Origin of the sequence: Nocardia wallacei (assembly GCF_029869545.1) — a bacterium.
GTDB lineage: Bacteria > Actinomycetota > Actinomycetes > Mycobacteriales > Mycobacteriaceae > Nocardia > Nocardia wallacei_A.
The window spans coordinates 20,188-32,712 of record NZ_JARWQD010000223.1; the positions used below are offsets into that span (position 1 = coordinate 20,188).

A 12,525-nucleotide genomic window follows, 5' to 3' on the forward strand; every position below is an offset into this window, starting at 1 on the left:
ATCTCTTTTTAGAGACCCAGATCCGCGTCGAACGCGGCTTCCTCCAGCCGGTGCTTGATGGTGGTGAGGAAGCGACCGGCGTCGGCGCCGTCGATGAGGCGGTGGTCGTAGGTCAGCGGCAGGAAGCACATCGAGCGGATGCCGATGAACTCGTTGCCGTTGTCGGCGATCACCATGGGCCGCTTGACGATCGCGCCGGTGCCCAGCATCGCCGACTGCGGCGGCACCAGGATCGGGGTGTCGAACAGCGCGCCCTGGCTGCCGATGTTGGTGATCGTGAAGGTGCCACCGGCCAGCTCGTCGGGCTTCAGCCCGCCGCTGCGGGCGCGGCCCGCGATATCGGCGATCGCGCGCGCCAGACCGGCCAGCGAGAGGTCGCTGGCATTGTGGATGACGGGGGAGAGCAGGCCCTGATCGGTGTCCACCGCGATGCCCAGGTGCACCGCCGAGTGGTAGGTGATCTCCTTGGTCTCCTCGTTGTAGGAGGCGTTCACGTTCGGGTGCACGCCCAGCGCCTCGACCGCGGCCTTGGCGAAGAACGGCAGGAACGTCAGGTTGACGCCCTCGCGCTCCTTGAACGAATCCTTGGTCCTGCTGCGCAGTGCCGCGATCTTGGTGACGTCGACCTCGTGGGTCTGGGTCAGCTGCGCGGTGGTCTGCAGCGACTCGCGGGTCTTGGCCGCGGTGATCTGCCGGATGCGGCTGGCCTTCTGCACGGTGCCGCGCAGCGCCTGCAGCTGCGGGCGGACACCGGCCGGTGCGGCGGAGGGCGCGGGGGCCTTGGGTGCGGCCGAGGCGGCGGCGGGCTGGGGGGCCGCGGGCGCCTGCTTGGTCTCGGCGGCGGCGAGCACGTCCTGCTTGCGGATGCGGCCGCCCACGCCGGAGCCCTTGACGGTCGACAGGTCGACGTTGTTCTCCGCGGCCAGCTTGCGGACCAGCGGGGTCACGTACGGGGCCTCGCCGTTGCCGGAGGTGGATGGGGGGGCCGACGCGGCCGGAGCGGGAGCCGGGGCGGCGGGCGCGGGGGCCGGAGCGGGCGCGGCCGGAGCGGGCGCGGGGGCCGGAGGCGGCGTCGGTGCAGGTGCCGCGGCGGCCGGTGCCGGTTCCGGTGCGGGGGCGGGCGCGGGGGCGGGAGCCGAGGCTGCGGCGGGGGAGCCGCTGCCGATCACGCCGAGCTGACCGCCGACCGCGATGACGTCGTCCTCGTTCGCGGTGATCTCCAGCAGGGTACCGGCCACCGGGGACGGGATCTCGGTGTCGACCTTGTCGGTGGACACCTCCAGTAGCGGCTCGTCCACCTCGACCTGGTCGCCGACCTGCTTCAGCCAGCGGGTGACGGTGCCCTCGGTGACCGACTCGCCCAGTTCGGGCATCTGCACCGGGGTGCCGCTCGCGGCGGCGGGCGCCGGGGCGGCGGCAGGTTCGGGCGCGGGAGCAGGGGCCGCGGCGGGCTGGGCGGGCTGCTGGGCAGGCTCGGGGGCGGGCGCGGGCGCCTCGGCGGGCGCGGCGGCCTCGGGCGCCGGGGCGGGGGCGGACGCGGCGGCCTCTCCGGCCTCGCCGATCACGCCGAGTTCGCCGCCGACCTCGACGACATCGTCCTCCTGGGCCACGATCTTGGTCAGCACACCGGCGGCGGGCGACGGGATCTCGGTGTCGACCTTGTCGGTGGACACCTCGAGCAGGGGCTCGTCGACCTCGACCGTGTCTCCTTCCTGCTTCAGCCACCTGGTCACGGTGCCCTCGGTGACGCTCTCACCAAGCGCTGGCATCTGGACGGAGAAGGCCATGTCCGTTGACTCCTCTAACTGCTCGACGGGTCTACAACAGTTCGTCTCTCGGCGGGCGCCCGCCGTTGGTCGCGGCGGAGGTCCGAACTGCCACCGATCATTCTGTGTGGCACCGGAGAACCGTGGTTCTTGTTCCGACTCTCCATCCTTGCACTCGCCGCCGCGGCGTGTAGCACAGGGCGGGCCGTGTCCGCGGTGGTACCCCGTCGCGGTGGACGTTGTTCGCCGCCGGCGTACGCAGGTCCCGCCGTGAACGCCCTCCTGCTGGCAGTATCGATGCCACCGGGTCCGAGCGTGTGTCCGGTATTGGGAAGAGGAGGTGGGCGGGGATGGGTTTGCTGGATCGTTTCCGCCGCGGACCGGGCGGCGCAGACGTCGGCGATTTCCGCTATCTGGCCGAATGGGTTCGCACCCATGTCGGTGTCGAGGCCTACGTGGAGCCGAAAACCACCGTGACCGATGTCACGGTGGTTCTGATCGCCAACGACGGCGAATGGACCCGGCGCGTGGTGGGCGAACAGGGTGCCCGGAGGCTGTCGAGCCGCCTCGGCATCCCCGTCTACGACGTCGGCCGCACGGGCTATCCGCAACGCATGCGCGACTACGACGCCCGCCGCCGCATCGAACGCAAACGAGCTCTCGAGCGGGAACTGGACGGCGACACGAACCAGTGAGACGCGCGGGGGAATTCTGCGTCCCGCCAGTCGTCCCTGCGTGCCGCGCCATTTGTCCCTGCGTGCCGCGCCATTTGTCCCTGTGTGGCCCCGCCCATCTATCCCGGCGCGCCGCATCCATTTATCCCAGGCGTGCCCCCATCTATCCCGGCGTGCTTTTGGCCGGGCCTCAGTAGGCCGCGAGCACTTTCAGCACGTCGTCCGCCTCCGCCCGATTTCGGTAGTCCCCGTCGATGTGGGCGTAGCGGATTCGACCGTCGGTGCCCACGACGTAGGTCGCCGGGACCGGTAGTTCCGCGTTCGTGGCATCGAGGTCGGCCCCGGCCGTCCGGTAGATGTCGCGCACATCGGCGGGGACCGTGAACAGCAGCCCGTAGGTGCGCGCGACGTGGTTGCCGGTGTCGGACAGCACCTCGAATTCCAGGGCGTGGCGTTCGGCGGTGGTCAGCGAATCGTCCGGGGAGTCCGGCGAGATCGCCACCAGTCGCGCCCCGTGCGCGCGCACCTGCGGCAGCGCCGTCTGCAAGGTGTGCAGCTGCACGTTGCAGTACGGGCACCAGCCGCCGCGATAGAACGACAGCACGACCGGACCGTCGCGAAGGGCGTGGGCGAGGGTGAACGATGCGCCGCGATGGTCGGGAAGGGTGAAGTCCGGGGCGAGATCGCCGGTCCCGAGCGCCCCGGACCCGACATCGCTGAGACTCTCGGCATGGGCTTGCGCCCGCCTTAACAGATCCTCGGGAAGTGTCCCCGAATACTGTTCCTGAAACCGAATCAGATTGTCCGCGTAGCTTTCTGCCATAGGATCGATGCTATGCACCGAAGCGCGGCCCGACCATGATCCAAGATCGCAGTTCCATAGCAGCACGTCTCAGCCCACCGTTTCAGGAGCGGACATGGATGTCTTGACCGATGTGCTTGCGGCGACCGGGGTTCGGGGTGTGGTGCTGGCGCAGTTGACGGCGGCGGGGGAGTGGGGTGTGCGGCTGGACGAGGTGCCGATGGCGGCGTTCCACGCGGTCGTCGACGGCGACTGCTGGCTGATTCGTCCCGGCGCCGATCCGCTGCCGCTGGCCGCCGGTGATTTCGTGCTGCTGCCGACCGGTGGCGGGCACGGGCTGGCGAGCGTTCCCGATGCGGAACTGACGCCGTACGCGCAGATCGCGCCGCCGCCCGGCCGCCGGGCGATCGTGCTGGACGGGCCCGGGCCCCGCACCCGAACGGTATGCGGCGCTTACCGTTACGACGACTACGGCTCGCATCCGCTGTTCACGCTGCTACCGACGGTGGTACACCTGTCGGCGGCGCAGTCCGCGCACCGCCCCGAGCTGGCCGCCACCCTGACGCTGCTGGCCGCGGAGGTGGAGGCCGAACGGCCCGGGGCGCAGACGGTGGTGGACCGGCTCGTCGACGTCCTGTTCATCCACGCGCTACGGGCGTGGACCGCCTCGCGCGCCGAGGCCGCGGCCTCGTGGCTGGCGGCGCTGCACGACCCCGAGATCGCCCGGGCCATGGCACTACTGCACGAAAACCCCTCGCGCCCATGGACATTGGCGGACCTCGCGGACCGGGTGGGCGTCTCCCGTGCCACCCTGGCCCGCCGGTTCACCGCCCTCGTCGGCGAACCACCCCTGACCTACCTGGCCCGCTGGCGCATGGAACTGGCCGCCCGCCGCCTGCGCGACAGCGCCGAATCCGTTGCGGCAGTAGGCCGCAGCGTCGGCTACGCCTCCGAATTCGCCTTCTCCCGAGCCTTCAAACGAGTCCACGGCCAGCCCCCCGCCGCCTACCGCACCTCCCGCCGCCCCTGACCCGGAAGGCGTGCGCGAACGGGCGGGTTACTCGGCGGCGATGTCGGCGAGGACGGCGATGAGGGTGCGGACGGGGACGCCGGTGCCGCCCTTGGGGATGTAGCCGAACGGGCCGCCGGTGTTGAAGGCGGGACCCGCGACGTCGAGATGCGCCCACTGCACGCCCTCGGGGAGGAACTCCTCGAGGTACAGCCCGGCCACGAGCATGCCGCCGTTGCGGTGCGCGGCCACGTTGGCCAGATCGGCGACCTTGGAGTTGAGATCGGCGCGCAGTTCCGCGGGAAGCGGCATGGCCCAGCCGTTCTCGCCGACCTCCTGCGACAGGCGCGCGACCCGGTCGCGGAACTCGTCGGTGCCCATGACACCCGGGGTGCGGGTGCCCAGCGCCACCAGCTGCGCGCCGGTCAGCGTCGCGACATCGATGAGGTACTCCGGTTCGTCCTCGCCCGCCCGCACGATGGCGTCGGCCAGGATCAACCGGCCCTCGGCGTCGGTGTTGATCACCTCGACGGTGGTGCCGCCGTACTGGGTGAGCACGTCACCGGGCCGCTGCGCGGTGGCCGACGGCATGTTCTCGGCCATCGGCACGGTCGCGGTCACCGTGATCGGCAGGCTGAGCCGCGCCGCGAGCAGGACCGCGGCGATGACCGCCGCCGCGCCGCCCATATCCGAGGTCATGTTCTCCATGTTGGCCGCGGGCTTGATGGAGATGCCGCCGGTGTCGAAGGTGATGCCCTTGCCGATCAGCGCGACCTTCTTGGCACCGCCCCGATAGGTGATGCGGATCAGCCGCGGCGGGCGCGAGGACCCCTTGCCGACCCCGACGATGCCGCCGAAACCCTGTGCCTCCAGGGCCTTCTCGTCGAGCACCTCGACCTCGAGCCCGGCCGCCTCGGCCAATTCCTGTGCCCGCGCGGCGAATTCGGCGGGATACAGGTGGCTGGGCGGGGTGTTGACGAAGTCGCGAGCGGTCGCGACGGCCTCGGCGGTCGCCTGCGCGCGGAACAGCGTCTCCTCGCCGAAACCCGGTTCGGGAACGAGGAATTCGACTCGCCGCACCGGCTGCTCGTCCGGCTTGGGCGCGGACTTGTCGGACTTGAACGGGGTGAAGGTATAGGCGCCGAGATAGAAGCCCTCGGCCGCGGCGCCGAGATCCAGTCCCGAGAGCGTGGTGACGGCGGTGCCGGTGCCCGACAGCGCGCGTCCCGCGACACCGGCAGACTTGCGGATCTGCTCGGCGTCCACCTTGCCCGCGGCACCGAGGCCCACCGCGAGCACGCTGGCGACGCCGAGTCCCTCCGGCGCCGGAATCCGGGTCAGCTCCTCGCCCTTGCCCTTCGCGCCGACCGCCCGCAGCTGTTCCAGCAGCGCCGCCCGCGTATCCGCGCTCACCACATCCTCGAACACCGCCTCCCCCTCGAGGGCCGGGCCGGGAACGATCGCCGGGCCGTCGTCGGTGGTGACGAGTCCGATGACGAGCACATCGGTATCGGTGCCGATGGTCGCGGTGAGTGCCATTTCCGGTCCGAGCGAACGGTCTGCAACAGCTGTCATGCGGACAAGGCTACTGGTCGGGCGGTTGTGGGTCGCCCGGGTGGTGTGCGCGCTGCGGGCGGGGGGCGAGCTGTTCCGAAGACTGCGGGCCGGTGCGGAAATGCCGGGCGGCGATCCCGTCGAGCAGCAGCGTCAGCCCATCCTCCAGCAGGCGGTCGAAATCGATGTCGAGACCGTCGCTGTCGCGGTCCGGGTCGAAATGGCGTGCGAGGGTCGGATAGGTCCCGTCCTCCACCAGGCCCGCGGCCGCGGCGCGGAAGTCCTCGACCGTCTGTGAGCCGGAGTCTGCCGACGTGCGCTCCGAGCCCGGCAGCAGGGCCAAACCCTGCACCAGACCCGAGACCACCAGATAGATCGTGAGCATGTGCTGCCGGGTCATCTCCGGGTGTTCGAGGGCGGCGAAGGAGCGTTCCAGGCTGTCCAGCAGCGCGGGCCCGACGGGCGGCCGGGTCTGCGCGAGGAGCGGCAGCATCCACGGGTGGCGCCGGTACAGCCGCCATTCGGCGCGCGCCTCGTGGGCGAGCCGGGCCCGCCAGCCGGTGACGTCCACGGGCGGCGGCAGGCCATCGGCGATCACGAGTTCGGCCATCTCGGCGAGCAGGGTGTCGCGGTCGGGGAAGTGGCGGTAGAGCCGGGTGGTGGCCACGCCCAGCTCGGTGGCGAGGCGGCGCATGGACAGCGCCTCCAGGCCGTCGCGATCGGCCAGTTCCACCGCGGCCCGCACGATACCGACCGTGGTGAGGCGGTGCGGCCTCGCCGAACGCTGCGGCGGGGCCGGGTTCGCCCGGCGGCCGCGGTAGGCGCGGGCCTGGCAGGAGCGGGAGCAGTAGCGCCGCCTGCGACCCCGGCCGGGCTGGTCGAGCGGCGCGCCGCAGACCGTGCACGGCTGCTCGTATTTCATCACACCATTCAGTGTGACGAAATGGTCGTAAAGCCGCTGGGGAACTCATAGGTTGGCAGGCACACACGGTGTTCCGATTCGGGCGCGCCGTGGACCCGAGCGGCCCCGCGGAACCCGCGCGGCGGAATTCTGGACAGGAGGATGGCGGATGGACGAGCGGATCGTGGTCCGGCGCGCGAGCGTGGACGAGCTGGATGCGGTGGCGGCGGCGTATGCCGAGGCGAATGCCGACGAGGCGGTGACCACCTGGGTGCTGGCGGACCATCCGGAGGTCGCCGAGCAGTTCGTCACCCAGCACGTGCCCGAGATGGTGGCGCAGACCCTGCGCGACGACGAGGTCTGGATCGCCGGTGTCGGCGAGGAGATCTGGGCGGTCTCGCTGTGGCACACGGTCGCCTCGCTGGACCGGTACGACGAGCAGCACGCCGAGATCGCGGAACTGGCCCGGACCACGGGACTGCGCCCGTTCCGGCGGCTGGAGACGGTGCTGACATCGGTCACCGAGCGGCACCCGGCCGAGTTCCCGCACCGCTACCTGCAGTCCATCGCCACCGTGCCGCACCGCCGCGGTTCGGGCGCGGGCGCGGCGATCCTCACCGACCGTCTGAAAGCCGCTGCCGCCGAGGGACTTCCGGCCTATCTGGAGGCCAGCACGGAACGCTCGTCCCGCCTCTACGAACGCTGCGGCTTCGTCCTGCAGGGCGACCCCATCCACCTCCCCGACGGCGGCCCGACCCTCCGGCCCATGTGGTTCCAGGGCTGAGCCGGGTGTCGCTGGGACCGGCGCTGCCGGGTATTGCGGAGGTCGGGCGGGACGGGTGGTGCGGTTAAGCTCGGCTGGTGACCGACTCGACGTTGCTGCAGGGACCGATCCATCACGTGCATGCGGAGCTGGGGGCGACGTTTGCGCCGTTCGGGGGGTGGGAGATGCCCGTTCAGTACGGGGGGACGGTGGCCGAGCACACCGCGGTGCGGACGAGCGTCGGCCTGTTCGATGTGAGCCATCTGGGGAAGGCGACCGTGCGGGGACCGGGGGCGGCGGGGTTCGTGAATTCCGCGCTGACCAACGATCTCGGGAAGATTCGTCCGGGGAAGGCGCAGTACACGCTGTGCTGCGCCGAGGACGGTGGCGTGATCGACGACCTGATCGCCTATTACGTCGGCGACGACGAGCTGTTCCTGGTGCCTAACGCCGCCAATACCGCGGGGGTGGTCGGGGCGCTGCGGAAGGCCGCGCCGGAGGACATCACCGTGACCGACGAGCATCGCGAGTACGCGGTGTTCGCGGTGCAGGGCCCGAAGTCGGCGGAGGTGCTCACCGCGCTCGGCCTGCCCACCGATATGGAGTACATGGCCTTCGCCGACGCCGACTGGGAGGACCGCCCGGTCCGGGTCTGCCGCACCGGCTACACCGGCGAGCACGGATACGAGCTGCTGCCGCGGTGGGCGGACGCCGAGCCGCTGTTCCGCGCGCTGCTGACGGAGGTGCGCGCCCACGGTGGCGAGGCGGCCGGTCTGGGCGCGCGCGATACGCTGCGCACCGAGATGGGCTATCCCCTGCACGGACACGAACTGTCCCTGGACATTTCGCCGGTGCAGGCCCGCTGCGGCTGGGCCGTCGGCTGGAAGAAGCCCGAGTTCTGGGGCAAATCCGCACTGGAGCAGGAGAAGTCGGCAGGCGCGCGCCGAAACCTGCTGGGGCTCAAGGCACTCGACCGGGGCGTGCTGCGGCAGGGTCAGACCGTGCTGCGCGGCGACGAGACCGTCGGTGAGACCACCTCGGGCACCTTCTCGCCCACGTTGAAGATCGGCATCGCCCTGGCCCTGCTCGACAAGTCCGCCGGTCTCGAACCGGGCGACGAGGTCGAGGTCGACGTCCGCGGCCGCCGCCTGCGGGCCGAGGTCGTCAAGCCCCCGTTCGTCACGCCGCACACCTCCTGACGGGTGAGCGGCCACGGCCGATGAACCGGCGGAGCGGGCAACTCCGCGTGCCCGCGGGCGTCAGCCGGTTGGGGATGGTGGGCCGGTCGCGGGCGGCGGCGCTGTCGAAATCACCGGGAGCAGCACGACGGGCTGGTCGTGCGCGGGAGCGCCGCGGTCCGGCAGCAGCAGGATGGCCGCGCAGATCAGGGCGATCGCCGCGAGCACACCCGCACCGGTGCGGACGTATGCCCACCGGCGGTGCCGCCACTGTGCCGGAATGCGCACGGTCCCGCTCCCTCCTGCTCGGACCTCACCGATCCATCGCGTACGGGCGCCCGCCGTTAGCGTCCTGAACGGATTCGCTGTCCGGACCGGCCACCGCGCGACTTGCCCACCGGTCACCGGCGAGGCTCCGGCCCGGCTGAGCAGACTGCGCAGCACTCGAGGTGGCACCTGTTCCAGATCCCGGACCTCGCATCACGGCCCGGACGCCGGGTTCTAGGATCGGATCTATGACCGTTGCCGCGCAGTTCACCCGTGTTCCGCATCCGTCGCCCACTCCGGCGGCGCGGCGACAGGAGATGCTCGCGGACCCGGGGTTCGGTCGCTTCTTCACCGACCACATGGTCTCGATCGACTACATCGGCGGGGAGTGGGCCAATCCGCGCGTCGAACCCTACGGCTCGATGGCGATGGACCCGGCGACCATGGTGTTCCACTACGGTCAGGCCATCTTCGAGGGCCTGAAGGCCTACCGGCAGCCCGACGGCAGCATCGCGACCTTCCGCATCGACGCCAACGCCAAGCGGTTCCAGCGGTCGGCGCGCCGGATGGCGATGGCCGAACTGCCGGAGGACCTGTTCGTCGAGTCGGTGCGGCAGCTGCTGGACGTCGACGCCGACTGGGTCCCGGCCGCGGGCGGCGAGGATTCGCTGTATCTGCGCCCGTTCATGTTCGCCACCGAATCCGGCCTCGGCGTCAAACCGGCCGAGGCGTACAAGTACCTGCTGCTGGGATCGCCTGCGGGAGCGTACTTTCCGCGCGGCCTGAAGCCGGTGCGGGTGTGGCTGTCGACCGAATACGTGCGCGCCGCCCCGGGCGGCACCGGCGAGGCCAAGGTGGCCGGTAACTACGCCGCGTCGCTGCTGGCGCAGAAGCAGGCCGCCGACAAGGGCTGCGACCAGGTGGTGTGGCTGGACGCCTGCGACCACCGCTACGTCGAGGAGATGGGCACCAACAACCTGTTCTTCGTCTTCGGCGCGGGCTCACAGGCCCGGCTGGTGACCCCCGAACTGTCCGGCTCGCTGCTGCCCGGCATCACCCGCGACTCCCTGCTCACCCTGGCCGCCGACTCCGGCTACCAGGTCGAGGAGCGCAAGGTGTCGGTGGCGGAATGGCGCGCGGGCGTGGAGTCCGGGGAGATCACCGAGGTGTTCGGCTGCGGCACGGCGGCCGTGGTGATCCCCGTCGCCTCGGTGCGCTCGGAGGACGGAGAATTCACCATCGGCGACGGCGAACCGGGCGAGGTGACGATGGCGCTGCGCGAGACGCTCACCGGAATTCAGCGCGGCACCTTCGCCGATATTCACGGCTGGATGCGCACGCTCTGATCCCTCAGCCCGGCATCAACATGTGCCACTGCTCCAAAGTCTGTGGCCGCATCACATAGTTGTTGTCGCGCACGTTCGACAACGTGGCGCTCGGGTCCTGCGAATACCAGTGGCCCGGATAAACGACCGGATCTCCCGCTAACCCGGCTAGATACCGCAGGCTGCGGAACATCGCGTCGGAATCGCCGCCCGGGAAATCGGTGCGGCCGCAGCCGTCGACGAACAACGTATCGCCGGCGACGAGCCGATCCTCGAACAGGAAGCACTGGCTGCCCGGCGTATGCCCGGGGGTGTGCAGCAATTCGATCTCGAATCCGCCGACGCTCACCTTGTCGCCGTGGTCGTGCCCGGTCAGCTCGCTCGGCGCGATATCGGTGACATTGGCCACCCACGGCAGTTCCTCGGCGTTGACGTGCACCGGAACCTGCACCCGCTCCAGCAGTTCCCGCACCCCGCGCAGGGTGAAGCCGAGCATGGTGCCGCCCACGTGATCGGGGTGATGGTGGGTGGCGAGCACGCCGGTCAGGCGCAGGCCGTCGGCCTCCGCGATATCCACGAGATCGCCCGCCGCATACGCGGGATCCACGACCACGCACTCGCCGCTGTCTCTATCGCCGATCAAATACGCGAAATTGCGCATCTGCGTGGCGATCGGATCGCCCACGGCCCAATCGCGCCCGGCCAGCAGTTGACGAAAATACACACGGTCGGATCCCATACGGACACCCTATGGCTCGGCGGCGACCGGCGCGCATTCGGCCGCATTGTGACTCGTCACGTGCGGGATGCTGGCGAAACGAAACACGCACGGTCGAATCGCCGGATCGCCTATTTGCGGATTGCGGAAATTGCATCGCCTCGCACGGCGTTGCGGTGCAAGTGATTTCGGGGTGATCAATGCAGCACCGATCGGTGCTGCCGCCGTCAGTGCAGCAGCGGCGCGATTTCCGCGGCTGCCTCCGGGCCGTACGCGGCACCGAGCCGCGCCAGTGCCTCGTCACGCTCGAGGCCCCACTCCTGCGGACCGTCGGTCTCGAGCACGAGCACCGCGATGAGCGACCCCAGCTGGGCGGCGCGCTCCAGGCTGAGCCCGGCGGTGTGGCCGGTCAGGAATCCGGCGCGGAAGGCGTCGCCGATGCCGGTCGGGTCGACCTTCGACCGCTCCGGCACCACCTCGACGTTGACCTCGGTGCCGTCGCGGTCGACGATCTGCACGCCCTTCGCGCCGAGGGTGGTGACCCGGATGCCGACGCGCTGCCCGATCTCGTCGAGGGTCAGGCCCGTCTTCTGCCGCAGCAGGCCCAGCTCGTACTCGTTGGTGAACAGGTACGCGGCGCCGTCGATCAGCTCGCGGGCCTGCTCGTCGGTCAGCAGCGCCAGCTGCTGCGACGGATCGGCGGCGAAGGGGATGCCCAGTTCCTGGCATTCGCGGGTGTGGCGCAGCATCGCGTCGGGATCGTTGGCGCCGACCAGCACCAGTTCCAGGTCGTGGGTGCGGGAGAGTTCGGTGATCGAGATGTCGCGGGCCTCGCTCATCGCGCCCGGATAGAACGCGGCGATCTGGGCCATCTCGTCGTCGGTGGTGCAGATGAACCGGGCTGTGTGCGCCTTCTCCGAGACCAGCACGGCCGAACAGTTCACACCGTGACGTTCCAGCCACTCGCGGTACTCGCCGAAGTCGGCGCCGACCGCGCCGAGCAGCAGCGGATTGCGATCGAGCAGACCCATCGCGTACGCGATGTTCGCCCCGACACCGCCGCGCCGGATGTTCAGATCGTCGACGAGGAAGCTCAGCGAGACATGCTCGAGCTGGTCCGCCAGCAGCGCCTCGGAGAATCTTCCGGGGAAGTGCATGAGGTTGTCGGTCGCAATGGATGCGGACACGGCGATGGTCACGGGAGGTCCTTCGGTGTCGTGCGCTGCGCACGCCTCGTCGCTGCTCGACAGACGCGTAGCGGGCCGGCGGGGAGGCGACCGGATCCCGGACGCCCGGGTGAATGACCCGTGAACGCACGAAATCGGTCGTTCGTAACGTACACCGTCGAACCGGGACCTCACCACCCGAGCGGGCCGAGTGTCTCAGTCGGTAACACTTATGTTGTGCGACAACCGGTTTGGTTCACCCGGGCAGCAGTCAGGGGGGGGGCCCTGGGGGCTACGGTTTTTCCTATCCGGGAAGGCTTTATCGGCGGCTGGTTAGTCCGCGCCTGGGACCCGGTGTCGACCGGATCTACGGCCAGCCACGCATCGAGCAGCCGCGTGCCC

Annotated in this window: 12 protein-coding genes; 5 read left to right on the forward strand and 7 right to left on the reverse strand. The window is 70.3% G+C overall.

What is annotated here, in order from left to right; genetic code table 11:
- Positions 1-8 precede the first annotated feature (8 nt).
- Positions 9-1,787 carry a 2-oxoglutarate dehydrogenase, E2 component, dihydrolipoamide succinyltransferase gene (gene sucB / locus QH290_RS19030; RefSeq protein WP_280384304.1) on the reverse strand — a complete coding sequence of 593 codons (1,779 nt, stop codon included), beginning with the start codon at positions 1,785-1,787 and terminating at the stop codon, positions 9-11.
- A gap of 329 nt (positions 1,788-2,116) precedes the next feature.
- Between sucB and QH290_RS19035 the strand changes: the two genes are divergently transcribed.
- Positions 2,117-2,461, forward strand: coding sequence for an oxidoreductase (locus QH290_RS19035; RefSeq protein ID WP_280265061.1), 345 nt, complete (start codon positions 2,117-2,119; stop codon positions 2,459-2,461).
- Between the two features lie 169 nt (positions 2,462-2,630).
- On the opposite strand, the gene QH290_RS19040 is transcribed toward QH290_RS19035, so the two are convergent.
- Positions 2,631-3,263, reverse strand: a complete 633-nt coding sequence (locus QH290_RS19040) for a peroxiredoxin-like family protein (protein ID WP_280384306.1) — start codon at positions 3,261-3,263, stop codon at positions 2,631-2,633.
- Positions 3,264-3,357: 94 nt separating this feature from the next.
- On the opposite strand from QH290_RS19040, the gene QH290_RS19045 reads away from it, so the two are divergent.
- Complete coding sequence (locus QH290_RS19045; protein ID WP_280265059.1) at positions 3,358-4,272, forward strand: AraC family transcriptional regulator; 915 nt, start codon at positions 3,358-3,360, stop codon at positions 4,270-4,272.
- Between the two features lie 27 nt (positions 4,273-4,299).
- Here the strand turns inward: QH290_RS19045 and QH290_RS19050 are convergent, their stop codons facing one another.
- Both QH290_RS19050 and QH290_RS19055 read right to left on the reverse strand, forming a co-directional pair.
- Complete coding sequence (locus tag QH290_RS19050; RefSeq protein WP_280384308.1) at positions 4,300-5,826, reverse strand: leucyl aminopeptidase; 1,527 nt, start codon at positions 5,824-5,826, stop codon at positions 4,300-4,302.
- A 10-nt stretch (positions 5,827-5,836) separates the two neighbouring features.
- Positions 5,837-6,727: a TetR/AcrR family transcriptional regulator gene (locus QH290_RS19055; RefSeq protein ID WP_280265062.1), complete on the reverse strand. Its 891-nt coding sequence runs from the start codon at positions 6,725-6,727 to the stop codon at positions 5,837-5,839.
- A 148-nt stretch (positions 6,728-6,875) separates the two neighbouring features.
- Here QH290_RS19055 and QH290_RS19060 point away from each other — a divergent pair, with 148 nt between their 5' ends.
- Complete coding sequence (locus QH290_RS19060; protein WP_280265057.1) at positions 6,876-7,490, forward strand: GNAT family N-acetyltransferase; 615 nt, start codon at positions 6,876-6,878, stop codon at positions 7,488-7,490.
- Positions 7,491-7,567: 77 nt separating this feature from the next.
- Positions 7,568-8,668 carry a glycine cleavage system aminomethyltransferase GcvT gene (gene gcvT / locus QH290_RS19065; RefSeq protein WP_280265056.1) on the forward strand — a complete coding sequence of 367 codons (1,101 nt, stop codon included), beginning with the start codon at positions 7,568-7,570 and terminating at the stop codon, positions 8,666-8,668.
- 60 nt (positions 8,669-8,728) lie between these two features.
- Here the strand turns inward: gcvT and QH290_RS19070 are convergent, their stop codons facing one another.
- Positions 8,729-8,935 carry a hypothetical protein gene (locus QH290_RS19070; protein ID WP_280265055.1) on the reverse strand — a complete coding sequence of 69 codons (207 nt, stop codon included), beginning with the start codon at positions 8,933-8,935 and terminating at the stop codon, positions 8,729-8,731.
- A gap of 227 nt (positions 8,936-9,162) precedes the next feature.
- Here QH290_RS19070 and QH290_RS19075 point away from each other — a divergent pair, with 227 nt between their 5' ends.
- Positions 9,163-10,260, forward strand: coding sequence for a branched-chain amino acid aminotransferase (locus QH290_RS19075; protein ID WP_280265054.1), 1,098 nt, complete (start codon positions 9,163-9,165; stop codon positions 10,258-10,260).
- A 4-nt stretch (positions 10,261-10,264) separates the two neighbouring features.
- Here the strand turns inward: QH290_RS19075 and QH290_RS19080 are convergent, their stop codons facing one another.
- Together QH290_RS19080 and QH290_RS19085 are read right to left on the reverse strand one after the other, a co-directional pair.
- Positions 10,265-10,978: an MBL fold metallo-hydrolase gene (locus QH290_RS19080; protein ID WP_280265053.1), complete on the reverse strand. Its 714-nt coding sequence runs from the start codon at positions 10,976-10,978 to the stop codon at positions 10,265-10,267.
- 206 nt (positions 10,979-11,184) lie between these two features.
- The gene (locus QH290_RS19085) at positions 11,185-12,156 is read right to left on the reverse strand and encodes a carbohydrate kinase family protein (RefSeq protein WP_280265052.1); all 972 of its coding nucleotides are present in this window, start codon (positions 12,154-12,156) and stop codon (positions 11,185-11,187) included.
- Positions 12,157-12,525: the final 369 nt, after the last annotated feature.